The following is a 17,314-nucleotide window of genomic DNA, read 5'->3' as shown; positions in this document are numbered from 1 at the left end:
GCGGCTCAGAACGTCGACGGGAACAGGCGGGCGAGCGCCTCGAACCAGATCAGCACCATCGCCAGCAGCGCGGGAGTGGTGAGCACGTAGGCCGACGCCCTCCGCCACCGGCGATAGAGCGCGAACGTCCCGGTGAGCAGGCCGAAGAACACCACGCCCCAGCCGATGCTCGGCCACCACGCCGTCGGATCGCGCCCGAGGCCCAGTTCGTCCACCTTGACCTGGTTCTCGTCCTGGGTCTTCAGCGACGCGACCTGGCCGTCGAGCCGCGCGACGACGGCGAGCCTGCCGCCGCCGCCCGACTCCAGCGTGGTCAGCAGCGTCAGCCGGTTGACGATCGTGGCCTGCGAGATGAAGTCCTGCTCGCCGGTCCTGGCGCGCAGCGTCGTCTCCACCGTGTAGGAGAACTTGCCCTCCTGCGTGGTGACCGTGATCTTGTCCCCGCTCTTGAGCTCTCCGATGCGGGCCAGCGGCGCGCCGTACAGGTCGCGGTGCCCGGCGAGGACGGCGTTCCCGACCTGGCCCGGCATCGACGACGGCCGGTAGTGGCCGACCGCCGACCTCAGCTCGGCCGTGCCGGTGCCCTGCACCACGGCCTCGTGCACGCCGATCCTGGGGATCTCCAGCAACGCGATGGGCTCGCCGCGCGGCGGGTTGGCCGCCAGGTTGGGGTCTCCGGGCTGGGGGGCCGCCGCGATCGCCGCGGCGATCTTGAACTTGTCGTTGATCTCGTCGACCATGATCCGCTGGTTGCGCTCGTAGGTCAGGTGGCCGAACCACGACGCGTAGAACGAGAAGGCGACCAGCAGCGCGCCCATCACGGTGAGCGCGCTCATCGCGACGCCGCCCAGCTTGCGCACCTCCGGGGGGAGGTCGCCGATCGACTTCTTCAGCGTGCGCCACCAACTGACCCTCGGCGGAGGGGCGTACGCGGGCATGCGGTACATCGGCGCGCCCGGCCCGGGCGGCATCGGCCGCCCGAAGGATTGCGTGAACGGCTGGGTGTAGGCCTGAGGGTACGGCTGGCCGAGAGGCTGGGTGTACTGGTGACCCGGGGGCTGGGCGAACTGGTGGCCGGGAGGCGCCGTGTGGGCGGACGCCGCCGGCCGGCCCATCGTCTGCGCGGCGTGCGCGGCCGGTGCGGTGTGCGCCTGCGGTGCCGTGTCACCGGACGGACCCGTCTGGGCCGGAGGCGCGCCCTGCGCCGGGGGCACGCCCGGGCCGGGAGGCACGGTCTGGCCCGGCAGGACCGTGTGGCCCGGGTAGCCGGTGTGCCCCGGGTAGGGCACGGGCACGCTGTACCCCTGCGGAACGGCGTACGGCAGTCCGTACCCGGGCGGCAGGGCATAGCCGGGCGGCATGCCCGGCACGGTGGCCGGGGGCAGCGGCATCCACTGCCCGGGCCCGACCTGGATCCACGGCGCCGGGCCGTACGGCATGGCGGGCGCCGCCTGCGCGGGAGCGGGAACCGCGCCGAGCCGCAGGAGCGCGTCGTCGTAGCGCGCCCGCAGGGCCACGGCCACGGCCCTGCGGGCGGTGTCGTGGGCGGGGACGGTCAGTTCGAGCTGCCCGAGCAGCACCGAGGCCGACCCCGCCTGGACGAGGGCGTTGGCATGCTCCGGCCCGCCGCCGGTGCCGGACACGCGGGCGACCGTCTCCTCCAGCCGGGCCACGGCCTGGTCGGCCATCTCCAGCGCGGCGGTGTACCCCTCCTCGCCGCCTCCTTCGGCCGGCGACGCGACGTCCATCGGAGTCATGCGCCGGAGCCCGGAGTCGCCGGGGGAGTCGTGCCGGAGTTCGAGGTCGCCGGGGGAGTGGCGCCGGAGCCCGGGGCCCCGGTGGGGGGCTTGGGTCCGGCGGCCGTCGCGGTGACCGCGTTGGCGCGGATCCGCCACAACACGTACCCGCGCCAGGTGCCGCCGACCGACAGCGCGATCAGGCCGAGGATCAGCAGCAGGCTGGTCCGCGCGGCCCACGAGGCGGCCGGGATCGTGCCGCCGCGGATGGTGCCCTCGTTGGCCAGTGGCTGCGCGCTCGGGGTCGTCTGGGCGCCGGGCTGCTGCGTGGTCTCGGCGGGCGGGGTCTGGCCCGTTCCCGTTCCTGGGTCGACGGCGGGGGGCGGGGTCGTGGTCGCTCCGCCCGCCCCGGTGCCGCCCGTGTTCGTGCCGCTGTTCGTGCCGCCGCCGATCGGCTGCTGGTTCGAGGAGCCGCCGCTCCCGCTGCCGCCGGACGACTTGCCGGTGCCGGAGGACTTGGCGGTGGCGCGCGGGGACGGGGTGTGGGTGATCCGCACGGTCGCGGTCGGGGCCGGCCTGGCGGCGCCGTCGAGGAGGTCCGCGTTGTCGTCGGGCGGGCCGGGCGTCCCCTCGTTGGTGGTCTTGGGTCCGGTACCGCCGTTGCCGCCTCCCCCGTTGCCTCCGCCGCCGTTCCCGCCCCCGCCGTTCCCGGCGGGCGGCTGCGTGGGGTCGTCGCTCGGCGTGTCCGGGGTCTCCAGCATGTCGGCGACCTGCAGCGACTGCGCGCGCAGCGCCTGCGGCAGCGGCGCGCCGCCGAGCCGCTCGACCTTCGCCTGCGCCTCGTCGCCGACGATGTACCTGATGAGGGCGGCGAGCGCGATGCGCCTGTCCTGCGGCAACGGGTTCTTCCCGTCGGCGTTCCTCTTCGGCACCGCGAGGTAGTGGATCATCGGCAGGGGATAGGCCGCCGCCGCGTCCTTGGCGTCGAAGACCGGCGTGTACGTCCCGTCGGCCTCCTTCTTCATGGTCGCGAACGCGGCGAGGATCGACTCCTTGGTCGGCGCCACGTACTTCCCGGCCGCGTTGAGCAGCGGGGACACGCCGAGCGTGAACCCGCGCTCGGCGTACGCCTTGACCTCGGTGATGTCCAGGTATCCGAGCGACGCCCTGCCGTTGCGGTACCCGAACACGTTCTCGTCGGGCGAGCCGTCGGCCTTGGACTTGGTGAGGTCGCCGAACTGCGTCGCGAGCTGGGAGGCGGTCTCGGCGCCGCTCTGGGTGCCGCGGACTCCGGCCTGGCTCGACAGGAACTCCAGGCTGCCCGGGTCGCTGATGGGGAATTCCTTCTTGAACAGCTCCAGCGGGATGTTCGCGCCCAGCCACGCAGAAAGGACCTTGTTCTGCGCCGACTTGCCGAGGCGGAAGATCGGGGTGACCGAGCGGGGAGGCAGCTCGCAGCCGTGGTTGTCCTTGGCGAGCATGGTCTTCCCGCCGCCGGACAGCACGCCCCAGTCCATGGAGTAGGCGTTGAGGTCGTTCAGCGGCCCGGTGGTGGGCGCGGCGTTCCGGCCGAGCATCCAGGCGAGGGTGAGGGGGCTCATCCGCGCCTCGCGGATCGGCTGGCCGGCGACCTCGACCTGATTGGCGATGGCGAGGGCGGTGAGCGAGATGGGAGCGTAGGCGACGTCCCCGCCGACCTTGTCCTTTGTGTAATCGATGCCGGTGACGGCGTAGTCGGCGCCGCTGTCGAAGTTGGTGTCGAACCCGGACTTCAGGACGTCGCCGCCCTGGTCGGACGTCGTGCGGGAGTACCCGGCGTCCGCCGCCTTCGCTTGGGCGCGCACGTCGATGAGCCAGCCCTCGAACACCGTCGCGACGTTGGCGGAGCCGGTCCCGTAGATGGGGCCTCCGACCTTCCCGCCCGTGACGGGCGGCAGCACGGGCGGCGGCTTGTCCTTGGGGAACTCGGGAAGGGTCAGCGGGGGGATGACGGTGGTGATCGGGTTCCCGTCATCGCCGGGGGCGAAGTTGAGGCTCTGGCTCGCCGCCGCCCGCGCGGGGTCCACGACGCCCTCGGGCTGCGCCGCGCGTGGGTAAAGGGTCTGGGGCCAGGTGGTCTGGTAGTCCAGGGGCTGGCTCCACTCGCACTCACTGGCGATGACGATGCAGGGAGCGTTCGCCGCGCACAGGAAGGACTTGTTCGTCTTGGTGTTCGCGCCGGTGCTGTACACGACCGAGGGCGCCATCGTGCCCTGCTTGACGGTGAACGTCGCCGAGCCGCTGCCGTCGGGCCCGGTGCTGACCGGCTTGCGGATCTGCGGGCCGCACCAGTCGAACGGGCTCCAGTTAGTGGCGTTCATGACGCTGCCGTCGTAGACGTACCACGCCCGGCCGGGGGTCGTGCACTGGGTGAGCACGATCGAGGAGTTCGGGGTGAAACCCGACCACTTGACCGTGACCGTCTGCTGCGGGCCGAGCAACTGGTTGGTGATCCCGTCCAGCCTCGTGCTGCCGTCGGCGGACCACACCTCGACCGTCGGGGTCGGCTCCGCCGCGCTCGCCGGGGACTGCGCCGGTGCGGGGCCCACCGCCAAGATCGCGGAACCTCCCGTCACCGCCACGGCCAGCAGCGCCAAACGCCTTCTTCGCAACACGTCCGCTCTCCTAGATGCCCTGAACGGGGCGTGCGTACCTCGCTGCATATGCCCCATATAGGGAAGCGCTCCGAGCTCACCGCGGACAATGGGTGCGGACATTCGTCGTGGGGTCGTCCGAGTTCGTTCATCCTGGATTCGCGTTCTGGAAATGGCCTCGGATTCGGGTGGAACGGTGCATGGTGCCCGTCGAGCACCTGCCCACGCGTGTTCACGCGCCATTAGCGCATCAGCCATATGACATGTCCGACACTTGCGGCGGACCTCGAGCAACCTGCCGGGACCACGCGACGGCCGTGAGGATCCGTCGAGGAATCGCTGGAGACTCAGCGCCCGCTGACGAGGAGATCGACGTGCAGACAACTGACCCTCAGGGGTCGGTCCCGAGCGATGTGCCCGAACCACCGCCACATGCCGATGAACCGCGAAAGCTCGAAGCCCGGCTGACCGACGCCGACCGGGTGTACCGGGCAGTCGTGTCGTCGGGCGCGGCCGCGACGCTGTTGCTCATCACGCTCATCGGCGTTTTCCTCCTGATCGGCGCGTGGCCCGCGTTGAAGGAGGCCGGGTTCTCGTTCCTGACCGAGAAAGTCTGGACCCCCGACGGTCAGCCGCCGAGATTCGGCGTCGCGGCGATGATGTTCGGTACGTTCGTCAGCGCCGTGGTGGCGATGGCGATCACCGTGCCCGTCGCGGTGTGCACCTCGCTCTTCATCAACGAGTACGCCCCCCGGGCCGTTCGCAGGAGCCTCACGTCGCTGGTCGACCTGATGGCGGCCATCCCGAGCCTGATCTTCGCGATCTGGGGGCTGTTCTTCCTCGTGCCGGCGCTCGCGCCCATCGAGGACTGGGTGGTCGCGCAGTTCGGCGGCTGGCTGCCGCTGGCGGAGGCGTCGGCCACCGGCGGGTCGCTGTTCAACGCGGGACTGATCGTCGCCTGCATGACCATCCCGATCACGACCTCGATCATCCGTGAGGTGCTCGCCCAGGCGCCCCGGCACGAGTGCGAGGGCGCGCTGGCCCTGGGCGGGACGCGCTGGGGAATGATCACCTCGGTCGTCCTCCCGTTCGGCAAGGGCGGCATCATCGGCGGCTCGATGCTCGGCCTCGGCCGCGCGCTCGGGGAGACCCTGGCCGCCACGCTGATCCTCTCGATCGCCTTCGAGATCAAGCCCAGGATCCTGGAGAACGGCGGCATCACCGTGGCGAGCGGCATCGCCATCGAGTTCCGCGACGCCAAGGAGATGGGCCTCAGCGCTCTGATGGCCGCGGGCCTCGCGCTGTTCATCGTCACCTTCGCCATCAACTTCCTGGCGGCGATGGTGGTCAGCAGGTCCCGATCCGGAGCGAGCACGTGACGACACAGGAGACCAGGGCCCTGACGGCCGCGCCCGGGGCGAGCCCCGCGTCCCTGGACGCCGGATCGAAGGGCGCGCCCACGGCGTCGTCCACGGGGCCGTCCACGGGGTCGCCCGCCGGCCCCGCCCGCAGGGTGCCGCCGCGCCGGAGGCCGCGGGCGTGGCGATGGAGCGACATCGCGGAGGCCGCGGGCGCGCTCGCCGCCTCGTTCTTCCTGACGTGGCTGATCTTCAACAGGCTGCTGCCCTTCCGGATCATGCCGCTCGCCTTCTTCGCGATCTGGTTCGTGCTGTTCCTGCCGATCTACTGGTTCGTGACAAAGGACGGGCAGGGCACGACGGCGGCGAAGGACCGAGTCGCCACCGTCTTCGTCATGGCGGGCGCGCTGTTCACCTTCACGCCGATCGTCTTCGTGATCGGGTACGTGCTGTACCGCGGGCTGAAGTCCCTGAGCGGCAACTTCTTCACCCAGACCATGCAGTTCGTCGGCCCGCTCGCGGAGGCCACGGACGGCGGCGCCCTCCACTCGATCATCGGGACCCTGGAGCAGCTCGCGCTCGCCACGGTCATCGCGGTGCCGCTCGGCGTGCTCACCGCCGTCTACCTCAGTGAGATCAAGGGCCCGCTCGCGCGGCCCGTCCGCCTCGTCGCCGACGCCATGACCGCGTTGCCGTCGATCGTCGCGGGCCTGTTCATCTTCTCGCTGTTCATCAAGCCGCACATCATCGGGCAGTCGGGCATCCTGGGGTCTCTCGCGCTGTCCATCCTGATGCTGCCCACGGTGACGATCACCGCCGAACAGGTGCTGCGCGTGGTGCCGGGCAGCCTGCGCGAGGCCGCGCTGGCCCTCGGCGCGCCGTACTGGCGCAGCGTCCTGATGGTCGTCCTCCCCACCGCCCGCGCGGGGCTGTCGACGGCCGTGATCCTCGGCATGGCGCGCGTGGTCGGCGAGACGGCGCCCGTGCTGATGACGACGGGCGGTACGACGCTGCTGAACCCCAACCCCTTGTCCGGGTTCCAGGACAACCTGCCGCTCTTCGTGTTCACGCAGATCAGGAGCTCGCAGGAGAGCCAGGTCGACCGCGGGTGGGCGGGCGCGCTGATCCTGCTGGTCATCGTGCTCCTGCTGTTCATCCTGGCCCGGCTGGTCGGCTCGGCGGGTCCGGGGCGGCGCAGGTTCCGGATCCCCATCCCCGGCCGTGGCGGGCGCCGTCGTGGCCGCTGACGCAGTACCCAGTGTGGAAGGACGGACATCCATGACCGCGCCAGAGCTCGACCACACGCGGCCTATGGCCCCGCAGGAGGCCGTGCCCGGCCCGATGGGCGGCGTTCTCGAAGGAGTCGACGTCAGCTGCTGGTTCGGGTCCCGCAAGGTGCTGGAGGGCGTCAACATCAAGATGGACGCGGGAGTCGTGACCGCGCTCATCGGGCCCTCCGGGTGCGGCAAGTCGACCTTCCTGCGCACGCTGAACCGCATGCACGAGCTGGTGCCGATCGCCACGCTCGCCGGTTCCGTCCTCCTCGACGGCCACGACATCTACGGGGTGGGCCTGCGTCTCACCGAGGTCCGCCGCCGCATCGGCATGGTGTTCCAGAAGCCCAACCCGTTCCCCGCGATGACGATCGCCGACAACGTGGCGGCCGGGCTGAAGCTGACCGGCAAGAAGGTCGCCGACCGGGACGGCCTCATCGAGGCCAGCCTGCGCCGGGCGGGCCTGTGGAACGAGGTCCGCAACCGTCTGGACGCCCCGGCCGGCGGCCTGTCGGGTGGCCAGCAGCAGCGGCTCTGCATCGCCAGGTCCCTGGCCGTGAGCCCGGACGTGCTGCTCATGGACGAGCCCTGCTCCGCCCTGGACCCGACCTCCACGCGGCGCATCGAGGAGACCATCCTCGAACTCAAGGACCAGGTCACGATCGTCATCGTCACCCACAACATGCAGCAGGCGCAGCGCGTCTCCCAGCACTGCGCCTTCTTCCTGGCGGCCGAGAACGAGCCCGGACGGGTCATCGAGCAGGGCCCCACCGACCGGCTCTTCTCGGACCCGAACGATCCGAGGACCGCCGACTACGTCAACGGCCGCTTCGGCTGAGTCTTCCCGAGTTTAGGAGCAGACGAATGGCTGTCCGCCGACGAGCCGCCCGCCTGGCCCTGGTGGCCCTGGTGGCGTTCCTCGCACAGGTCGTGACCGTGCCCGCGTATGCCGGCGCAGCCGTCAACGGGTCCGGTTCGACCTTCGCGTTCATCGCGATCCAGCAGTGGATGTCCGACGTCGCCAAGCAGGGGCTGAGCGTCAACTTCCAGCCGAAGGGCTCGACCCAGGGCCGGACGGACTTCACCAACAAGCTGGTCGACTTCGCCTCCAGCGACGTGTCCTACAACTTCCCCGGCGGCCTCGGCAACGAGACCAAGCCGTCCTTCGGATACACCTACATGCCGCTGGTCGCCGGCGGCACGGCCATCATGGTGAACCTCAAGGACAACGCGGGCAGGCCGATCAGCAACCTCCAGCTCTCGGGCCCGCTGCTGGTGAAGCTGTTCACGCAGAACATGTTCTCCTGCGCCGACCCGGGCGCGAACCCCGAGATGTACTGGGACGACCCAGCGGTCAAGGCGGACAACCCCAGCATCGCCGCCCAGTTGCCGCATGTCCGGGTACGTCCGGTCGTGCGCGCCGGTGGTTCCGGGACGACGGCGGTCTTCACCGACTACCTCAACCACATGGACCCGCAGCGCTGGAAGGCGTACATGCAGGGCATCGACGGCAACCCCAACGGGTGCGCGACCACGCGGCCGACGAACAAGTGCACCCCGCAGGCGTGCGGCGCCACCGACGAGTGGCCGGACCGGCCGGACATCGACCGGGTGGACGGCTCCGACCGCGTGGCGATCCAGGTCAAGCAGGGCAACCCGAGCTGGGGCTGGATCGGCTACGCGGAGTACGCCTACGCCAAGCAACTCGACGTCCCAGTGGCGACCATCAGGAACGTCGCCGGCAACTACACTCTGCCCACGGCGTGCAACCAGGCGATCGCCCTCACCAACGCCCGTCGCAACGAAGACGGCACCTACAACCTGGACGGCGTGCACACGCACCCCTCGCCCAGCGCCTACCCGATCTCCAGCTACAACTACGTGATCGTCCCCACCGACGGCCTCGACCCGGCCAAGGGCGAGACGCTCGCCAAGTTCGTGCTGTACTCGATCACCGACGGCCAGAAGAACGTCGACAAGATCGGCTACTCGCCGCTGCCCACGAACCTCATCCAGGAAGGCTTCGCCGTACTCGGCCAGGTGCCCGGTCACCCGGCGATTCCGAACGCGGATCAGGCCGCCACGTGGGGCAAGTTCTACAAGAGCCTGAAACTTCCGGACGGCACCTCGTGCGAACAGGAAGGGCAGGAGACCAAGAACGACCCCCCGCCGCAGGAGAACAACAACGGCGGCAACAACAACGGGGGTGGCGGCGGCGACCAGAACAACGGTCAGAACAACAACCAGAACAACCAGAACGACCAGAACAACCAGCAGAATAGCCAGCAGAACAACAACCAGAACAAGGACGAGAACAAGAACCAGAACGACCAGAATAAGGACCAGAAGAACGACAACGCCAACAAGCAGAACACGAACAAGCAGAACACCAACAAGACCAACCAGAACGGCACCAAGACGCCGAACGGCACGCCCACCAAGAACGGCACCGGCGGCAAGACGCCCTCTCCCGGAGCGAGCACCGGTGCGCCGCAGCCCGGCCAGAACACCGGGGACCCGACCGCGCCGGGCACCACCGGCCCCAGCGCCACGGGCGACCCCGGCGCCGTCGCGACCAACGGCCTGCCCACGTCCGGCGATCCCAACGTCCAGCAGGTTCCTGGCGCCCCGGGCACGCCCGGCGCCACCGGCAACGGCATGATCAACCCGACGCTCGCCGCGAACGCCGCCCGCGAGGTCAACACGGTGGCGGCCCAGGCGGGCACGCCCTGGGGCCTGTTCGGGCTGGCGCTGCTGCTGGTCGGCATCGTGTTCGCGCCGGTGATCATCGGTGGCGCCCGCCGCCTGGCCCGCGTGGGCCGGCCCGGCGGCGAGTGAGACCGGCGCACCACATGAACGTCCGACGACTGCTCACCGGCCTGGCCGCCCTCTTGGTGCTAGCCGCCGGACTGGTCACGACGGCCGCCGCGCCCGCCGCGGCGGCCCCGTCCGGCACGATCGGCGAGCCCTCCGCCGACGGCGTCCTGTACACCCGCGCGCCGATCACCTTCCGCGGCACGCTCAGCGGCGCCGCCAGGATGGTGGTCGCCGTCTCCGACCGCGTCGGCAACGTCTGGTGGCACTCGGACGGCACGTGGGGCGACTACCAGGGCCAGGAGGCGTCCCTCGACGGCGGCTCGTGGAGCTTCACCTGGCAGGCCCCCGAACCCGGCGACTACCTCGTCCAGGCCAAGGCGGTCGCCGCCGACGGCTCCGTCGACACCACCCTGCCCTACCGGCGCTTCACCGTCGTGGACCTGCCCGCGGCCCTGGCCGACCCGGCGGGGGTCGTCACCGAGCCCTCCGCCGGCGCGATCGCGCGGGTCGGCGCGAAGACGACGATGCGCGGGGCAGGCCAGGCGGCCGGCGGGGTGACCTGGGCCGCGCTGACCATCTTCGACGCGGCGGCCGGGACGTTCTGGCACGCCGACGGCACCTGGGGGGCGTTCGAGGCGCTCCCCGTGACCCTCGACGCGCCGGGCGCGGCCAGGGTGACCTGGACCTACGACTGGACACCCCCGCGCGAGGGGGACTTCTGGGTCAGCGTCAGAATCCGGAACGCACAGGGCGTCACCGTCCCGTCGCCCGGAATCCTGCTGAGAACGGACGCGGCCCCGCCCGCGGTCACCGCGGCCGCGGGGCAGGCCACCCACCCGGCCGGGCAACGGATCACCTGGACCGGCACCGCGAGCGACAACCGCGGCGTCGCCTCCGTCCGCGTGGCCATCATGGACAGGACCAGCAGGCTCTGGTGGCGCGACGACGGCACCTGGGGCGCCTACCAGGACCGGACGGTGCCGCTGACCGGGCCGCTCAACGGCAAGCCCTGGCAGGCGTCGGCGTCCGGGCAGCTGTCGTTCACGGAGACCGGCTGGACCTACACCTGGACGCCACCCGCCACGGGCGACTACGGCCTTTCGGTGCTGTCCGTCGACGCGACGGGCCTGGTGGACACCGCGCACCCCTGGCAGGCCTTCTCCGTCGTCCCGCCCGGCCCCGACGGCGCGCCGCCCGGGGGGACGGTGACCAGCCCGGTCGGAAGCCAGGGCTACACCTCGCCCGACATCCAGATGCGCGGCACCGCGACCGACGACGTCGCCGTCGCCAAGGTCGTCATCGGGGTGGAGAACCTGGACACGGGGAAGTGGTGGCAGGCGAACGGGACCTGGGGCAACAACGCCCTCTGGGCCCCCGCGACGCTGACCGGAGAGAACTGGTCCCACACGTGGCGCGCGCCCGCCGCCGGTCACTACGTCCTCGCGGCCAGGATCGTGGACACCGCGAACAAGGAGCTCACGCGCTGGCAGAGCTTCGACCACGACCCCGGGACGGCGGGCAGGTACGTCAGCCTGCTCATGTCCCGCACGCAGTGGTCCGCGACGGACGGGGCCTGCCGGCCGCTGCGCGCCGCCGTGCCGTTGCGGGAGTCCGCCCGCCTGTTCAAGGCGAGCGGGTTCACGGGCACCGGCACGGTCGTGGTCAACCGGGCCCTGGACCAGGGCCGGCAGTGCCTGGACATGATCGGCTACGCGAACTGGGCCGACCTCGCCACGCTGCGCGACGAGGACGGCTGGAGCTTCGTCAGCCACGGCGCCGGCTACCGCGACATGACGAGCCTGACCCCGCAGGAGCAGCGCGACGAGTCGTGCGGCTCGCTGGGCGCGCTCGAAAGCCATGGCCACGACCGGGCGTGGGGGCTGTTCGTGTACCCCAACGACAAGCTGACCGCGCAGATCCAGCAGGACGTCGTCTCCACCTGCTTCGCCTTCGGCCGCAAGTACGGCACCGGTTTCAACAAGCCCCCGGGCGCGCCGGGCGGTGTGGCCGGGCCGTGGTTCCAGAACACCTGGAGCATCCCGGGAGGCCGGTGCAACGACACCACGAAGCTGTGCGCCAAGTGGGTGCCGAGCCCGACCGACGGCAACAACTACACCTACGCCGCCCCGGACAAGCTGGGGGAGTTCCTCAGGGGCTACCCCGGCACGTGGCGGTCGTTGCAGGCGTACAGGTTCATGCGCGGCAAGCGGATCGTGAACCAGGGGCAGGGCGAGTCGTGGGACTGCACCGGCTCCGACTGGCGCACCCACTGGACCGGCGGCCCCGAGGCGTACTGCCTCGACGACTTCCTCGCCGCGCTCGCCATGGCCCGTGGCCAGGCGACCGTCACCGACCCCGCGACCGTCGCGGAGGCGTGGGGCCGCACCCGCCCCACCGCCCCGTGACCGCCGCGACAGAATACGGGGGACTTCCATGACCTCAGACGCACCCGAGCGCGGGCCGGGCCCGGGAGCTCCGGGCATGGTCGTCGGCGGGTCGCGGGCCGCGTGGTGGGCCGCCGGGCTCGCGATGGGCCTGGCGAACGCGGTGCGGCACCGGCTGCGCGGGTACCGCACGCCCCGCCCGTTCACGACCGACGAGGTCGGCCGCAGCGTCGACTACGTCCTCGGCGTGGTCGACCAGTGGGTCAAGGACGGCGACCTCGACGTCGGCGGGCGCAGGGTGCTGGAGCTCGGGCCGGGCCCCGACCTCGGCACGGGCGCGGTCCTGCTGTCGCGGGGGGCCGCGTCGTACACGGCGGCGGACCTGTTCCCCCTCGCGACGGGGACGAACCCGGCGTTCTACGAGGAGCTCGGCCGCCGGCTCGGCGAGCCGGTGGACACCGGCCGGATCGGCTACCACGTCACGAAATATCCGGCGATGCCCGGCGTCGAGGGGCCATTCGACCTGGTGCTCAGCAACGCGGCCCTGGAACACTTCGACGACGTCCCCGGCACGTTCGCCCGCCTCGCCGAACTCGTCGCGCCCGGAGGGGTCATGTGCCATCACATCGACGGGATGGTGCACATGCGCGGCATCCGTCCCCGCGACCCGCTCAACATGCTGCGGTACCCGGGATGGCTGTACCGGCTGATGAGCTTCCCCGGCATCCCCAACCGGCTGCGCGCCGCGGACTACCTCGCCGCGGCCGTCGCGACCGGGTGGGACGCCCGGCTGGTGCCCGTGCTGGTGGCCCCGCCCGCGTACGTCGACTGGGCCCGCTCCGGGCTCTCCCGCCCGTACCGCGACGCCGAGGACCTCGCGCTGCTCACCTTCACCCTGGTCGCCACCCGGACGGCGTGACGCCGCGTCAGGAGGGGGGCGCGGCGCCGGGGCGGTGCAGTACCACATAACCCTCGCGGTCGAAGACGACCTGGTAGCCGAGCAGTTTCAGCTCGTCCACCCGCTGCCGCTGCCGGTCGGGGGACCCCCAAGGATGGGAGACGCGCGCCGTGTCTGCGACGATCCACGGCGCCACGGGCGGCTTGTCCTCCCAGAGCAGGACCGTCGTCCGGGCGGACAGGTGCGGGCCGACGTGGTTGACGGCCTCCACCACCACTCCGGACGGCACGGCCTTGACCGCCTCGTCGGCCGCGACCACGTCCGGGTGTCTGTCGTAGAACTCGGGCCGGATGAGCTGGTCGAACGGGAAGCGCGGGACGAGCGTGAGCGCGACCACGCACACGCCCGCCGCCCAGACCAGCGCGGTGTGCCGCTCCTCCAGGCCGTCATGGTGCCGCCGCAGCCGGCGGCCCAGCCGGACGGCCCCGTCGGTGCCCGCGCACAGCAGGATCACGACGGTGAAGGCGCTGTGGTGGAAGTCGGTGATCCACCAGTGCAGCCGGTCCGACAGCATCCGTTCCAGCAACTGCGGCAGCGCCATCAGGAAGAGCGGGGAGAACAGGCACAGCATCAGCGACGGCCACAGCAGGAAACCCCACGTGTCGATCTTCACCTGCGGGCTGAACAGCGTGCCGATCACGGTCAGCGGATCGGAGACGGCCTTGACCGCCGCGTGCGGGATGTCCGGGCCGAACTGCCCGTAGGCCCAGTACATCTCCGGATCGCCGCCGACGCCCGGGATCATGAGGCTCCGGGCGTACAGGGTGTAGCCCAGCCCGCCCAGGATGTACGCGATGCCGTCGAAGCGGCGTCCCCGCACCAGGGCGAAGGCGCCGAAACCGGCGACCATGAGCCCCATGTCCTCCTTGACCAGCAGGAGTGCCGCCGCCGCCGTGAGGACGTGGCCGTGTCGGCCCGCGCTGAACCGCTCGATCATGACGGCGGTGATGAGCGGGACGAAGGCCACCTCGTGGAAGTCGAAGTTCATCGCCCGCGCCACGGGCCAGGAGACGGCGTAGGCGACGACCACGAAGTAGGCGCCCGCCGTCGTGCCGAGCGCGCGGCGGGCGAACACCCACAGGGGCGGGACCGCCAGCGCGAACAGCGCCGCCTGGGCCACGATCAGCGTCTCGGGGCCGTCGTGGATCCAGTACAGGGGGGCCAGCAACGCCAGGATCGGGGAGAAGTGCTCGCCGAGCTGGTTGAAGTCCATGCCCTTGTCGAGGGTGAACCCCCGCAGGGGGCTCGTCGGCGCACTGAAGTGGGCGAACCCCCGGACCATCTGGTCGAAGAGCGTCAGGTCCAGGCTCGTCGCCCGGTACAGGTCGTACCTGACCAGGCCGAGCCGCGCGTACGCCCACGTGGCGGCCAGGACGAGCGCCGTCAGCGCGGTCACGTGCCGGGCACGCGCCGAGGGGCGGGGGACGGCGCCGACCAGCGTGCGGGCCCGGAGCAGCAGGCGCCTGGCGGCGGTCCGTCCCGCGAGAAGGCGCGGCCTGGCCGCCGGCGGTTCCGGCGTCGTCCGGCCGGCCGTGGACGGGCCGGGCGTCGTACGCTCAGCCACGGGCGGTCCCGGCCACGAAGAGAACGATCCACACGGCGGCGAGCCCGAGCAGCCACGGGTCGCGCAGCACGACGGCCTCCGGCTCGCCCGCCTCACCCCGGTCCACGTGCCAGCCGTACCGCAGGAACGCCAGGGCGAGGGGGACGACGGTGAGCTGACGGCCGGGTAACTCGAACGCCCACAGGCAGTAGGTCGTCATCGCCACCGTCCCGGACGCCTGCCAGACGAACCGCAGGTAGTCGGCCGAGTAGTGTTCGAGCCCCGGCCGGGTGGCGGTGGCCTTCGGGCCGAGCAGCGCCAGCTCGGAGAACCGCTTGCCCGCCACCATGAATAGAGCGGCCGCCCCGACCACGATGAGGAACCACTGCGACAGCGGCAGGCCGGCCATCACCCCGCCGAACACCGCCCGCAGCAGGAATCCGCTCGCCACGGTGGCCAACTCGACGATCACGACGTGCTTGAGCTTCAGGCAGTACAGGGTGTTGACCAGCAGGTATATGCCGATCACCCCGGCGGCCTGCGGGCGCCACGCGGCGGCGAGGCCGAGCGCGGCGAGGGCGAGGACGGCGGCGCAGACGAGCGCGAGCCGTTCGGGAACGGTCCCGGCGGCGATCGGCCGCAGCCGCCGTACCGGATGGAGGCGGTCCTTGCGCACGTCGATGACGTCGTTGAGGAAGTACACCGCCGACGCCGCCACACTGAAGGTCACGAAGGCCGCGCCGGTGCCGCGCAGCGTCCCGGCGTCGTACGTCCCGGCCGCGACGGGGGCCGCCGCGACCAGGAGGTTCTTGGACCACTGCTTCGGACGGGCCGTGCGCAGCAGACCGGCCGCGAGGGAGGTTCCCGCGGCGTTCGGTCCGATCTGGGTCACGCCCACGGATGTCGGTCTCCCTGAGGTCGTCGGCTCCCACGTGGGCCGTCCAGCGACGCTAGTCAGTGCCCCGCGACCAGGGAGGAACGTCAAGATTAACATTCAATTGAGCTGTTATATCGACTGGTCTGGATACGTCATGCGAGGGGATTCCTCCTGGTCAGGCCGGTGAGAGGCCGGGGTCGTACTGGCCTGCCGCCAGCGGCCGCGGGACGGTCGCCCGCCACAACCGCAGGCAGGACAGGACGGCCGCCGCCACCAGCAGGCCGTTGCGTACGAGCAGCACCGTCACCCCGAGCGCGGTGCTCTTCTGGACGTCGTCGAACAGCTCGGGGAACTCGATCATGGTGACCGCCGTCGCCGCGAGCACCAGCACCGCCACCGGACGCTGGGTGGACGCGCGCACGGTCAGGCAGGCGGCGGTCAGGCCCACCAGCCACACCAGGTACTGCGGGCTGATCACCCGGCTGGTGACCACGAACAGGAGCACGGCGGCGCACGCGGCGTCGTACGGCGTGGCGTCGCTCCACGTCCGGGCACGGTAACGCCAGTAGAGCAGCCAGCACAGGCAGAGCAGCGTGGCCGCCAGCGAGACCCGGCCGACCGTGTCGACGTACGGGCCGAGCATCTCCATCGAGCCGTAGTTGTAGCTCACCACGCCCGGCCAGCCGAACCAGCGGGCCACGTGGAAGCCCAGCGCCCACACCGACTCGACCTCCACCCCGCGGTCCTGCTGCGCGGTGACGAAGTCCAGGCCCCCGTCCAGGGCGAGCAGCATCAGCAGCGTCGAGACGGCGGCGCCCGCGACGGCCCCGACGAGCGCCATGCGCGTCGCCCTGCCGCGCGGGACGCCGATCAGCGCCAGCGCGGGCCACAACTTGAGACCGGCCGCGACGCCGAACGACAGCCCCCCGCGCCACGCGGACGCGTTCAGCTGCAACAGGCCGGACACGGCCAGCGCCGCCACCAGCAGGTCGAACCGCGCGTAGACCACCGGCCCGAGCAGCGGCACGCCGAGCAGCCACACCCACGCCCCCGCCCGGCCGCGCCCCTCGCCCGCGGCTGCCGCGCGGACCAGCGACGCCATCGTCAGCGCGTCGAAGGCGACCGTGATGACCAGGAAGCCGCCGAGATAGCTGAAGGGCAGCATCGACGGGGCGAGGATGATCAGCGCGGCGGCCGGGGGGTACTGCCAGGTGACGTCCTCGACCGGGAAGCCGCCCGCGAGCATGGTCTCGTGCCAGCCGTGGTAGACCCCGACGACGTCCCAGCTCACGCTGCGGAACAGCGGCACGACGTCGAGCACCATGAGCAGGAGCAGCACTCTGGTGGCGAGCCAGATGTACGTCATGCCCAGTGCCGCGCCTGTCGTCGTCCGCCGCAGCGGGGCCTCGTCTCGCACGCGCCGGAACCTACTCACCTCGGATGAACATCACGTGCATGGACGGCGAACCGGCCTCGCCGGGAGTGCCGAAAGCGGCCGCACGGTCGCGATGTTACCCACCTGAGCAGGCCGGGATGGCGAATAACGATGACATCGACGGCGGGTGTGATGGCCGGACGGTGTTCACGCCCCGCGCGCCCGTCCGGCCCGGGCGCCTCCACGGCGGCGGACCTCCGGTTCTGTCGGTGCCCGCGTCTAGAGTCGGACGGCGGCGTTGAACTGCGGGAACGCCCCCGGCCTAGGTGCGGTGGGGTGAGAGCTCGGTTTCGAGGAAG

At 71.4% G+C, this 17,314-nt stretch carries 11 protein-coding genes; 6 read left to right on the top strand and 5 right to left on the bottom strand.

The features are described from left to right. Positions 1-5: 5 nt before the first annotated feature. Positions 6-1,748: a sortase gene (locus DQ384_RS13580; protein WP_181871190.1), complete on the bottom strand. Its 1,743-nt coding sequence runs from the start codon at positions 1,746-1,748 to the stop codon at positions 6-8. Between the two features lie 5 nt (positions 1,749-1,753). Continuing rightward, positions 1,754-4,390, bottom strand: coding sequence for a hypothetical protein (locus DQ384_RS41220; protein WP_181871189.1), 2,637 nt, complete (start codon positions 4,388-4,390; stop codon positions 1,754-1,756). 353 nt (positions 4,391-4,743) lie between these two features. Here DQ384_RS41220 and pstC point away from each other — a divergent pair, with 353 nt between their 5' ends. The 6 genes from pstC to DQ384_RS13540 all read left to right on the top strand — a co-directional run bounded on the left by pstC (position 4,744) and on the right by DQ384_RS13540 (position 13,121). Next, positions 4,744-5,748, top strand: coding sequence for a phosphate ABC transporter permease subunit PstC (gene pstC / locus DQ384_RS13570; RefSeq protein ID WP_220182918.1), 1,005 nt, complete (start codon positions 4,744-4,746; stop codon positions 5,746-5,748). After that, positions 5,745-6,974 (top strand): phosphate ABC transporter permease PstA, encoded by a 1,230-nt coding sequence (gene pstA, locus DQ384_RS13560; protein ID WP_147268764.1) that lies wholly within the window; start codon positions 5,745-5,747, stop codon positions 6,972-6,974. The genes pstC and pstA overlap by 4 nt, the downstream gene beginning before the upstream one ends. A gap of 94 nt (positions 6,975-7,068) precedes the next feature. After that, the gene (locus DQ384_RS13555; protein WP_220182937.1) at positions 7,069-7,839 is read left to right on the top strand and encodes a phosphate ABC transporter ATP-binding protein; all 771 of its coding nucleotides are present in this window, start codon (positions 7,069-7,071) and stop codon (positions 7,837-7,839) included. Positions 7,840-7,865: 26 nt separating this feature from the next. Continuing rightward, on the top strand, positions 7,866-9,839 hold the full coding sequence (locus tag DQ384_RS13550) for a substrate-binding domain-containing protein (protein ID WP_114029105.1): 1,974 nt from the start codon (positions 7,866-7,868) through the stop codon (positions 9,837-9,839). Between the two features lie 14 nt (positions 9,840-9,853). Then, positions 9,854-12,223: a polysaccharide deacetylase family protein gene (locus DQ384_RS13545; RefSeq protein ID WP_114029104.1), complete on the top strand. Its 2,370-nt coding sequence runs from the start codon at positions 9,854-9,856 to the stop codon at positions 12,221-12,223. A gap of 28 nt (positions 12,224-12,251) precedes the next feature. Beyond that, a complete protein-coding gene (locus tag DQ384_RS13540) occupies positions 12,252-13,121 on the top strand; it encodes a class I SAM-dependent methyltransferase (protein ID WP_114029103.1) in 870 nt (289 codons plus the stop codon). A 7-nt stretch (positions 13,122-13,128) separates the two neighbouring features. Here the strand turns inward: DQ384_RS13540 and DQ384_RS13535 are convergent, their stop codons facing one another. The 3 genes from DQ384_RS13535 to DQ384_RS13525 form a co-directional block, all read right to left on the bottom strand. After that, positions 13,129-14,724, bottom strand: a complete 1,596-nt coding sequence (locus DQ384_RS13535; RefSeq protein ID WP_245966453.1) for a DUF2079 domain-containing protein — start codon at positions 14,722-14,724, stop codon at positions 13,129-13,131. Further along, positions 14,717-15,595 (bottom strand): decaprenyl-phosphate phosphoribosyltransferase, encoded by an 879-nt coding sequence (locus DQ384_RS13530; RefSeq protein WP_220182917.1) that lies wholly within the window; start codon positions 15,593-15,595, stop codon positions 14,717-14,719. The genes DQ384_RS13535 and DQ384_RS13530 overlap by 8 nt, the downstream gene beginning before the upstream one ends. A 160-nt stretch (positions 15,596-15,755) precedes the next feature. After that, positions 15,756-16,997 carry a glycosyltransferase family 87 protein gene (locus tag DQ384_RS13525; protein ID WP_147268763.1) on the bottom strand — a complete coding sequence of 414 codons (1,242 nt, stop codon included), beginning with the start codon at positions 16,995-16,997 and terminating at the stop codon, positions 15,756-15,758. Positions 16,998-17,314 lie beyond the last annotated feature (317 nt).

It is taken from the genome of Sphaerisporangium album, from assembly GCF_003323745.1.
GTDB lineage: Bacteria > Actinomycetota > Actinomycetes > Streptosporangiales > Streptosporangiaceae > Sphaerisporangium > Sphaerisporangium album.
The sequence above is the reverse complement of the archived record's forward strand: the minus strand, read 5'-3'. Positions and strand labels throughout refer to the sequence as shown.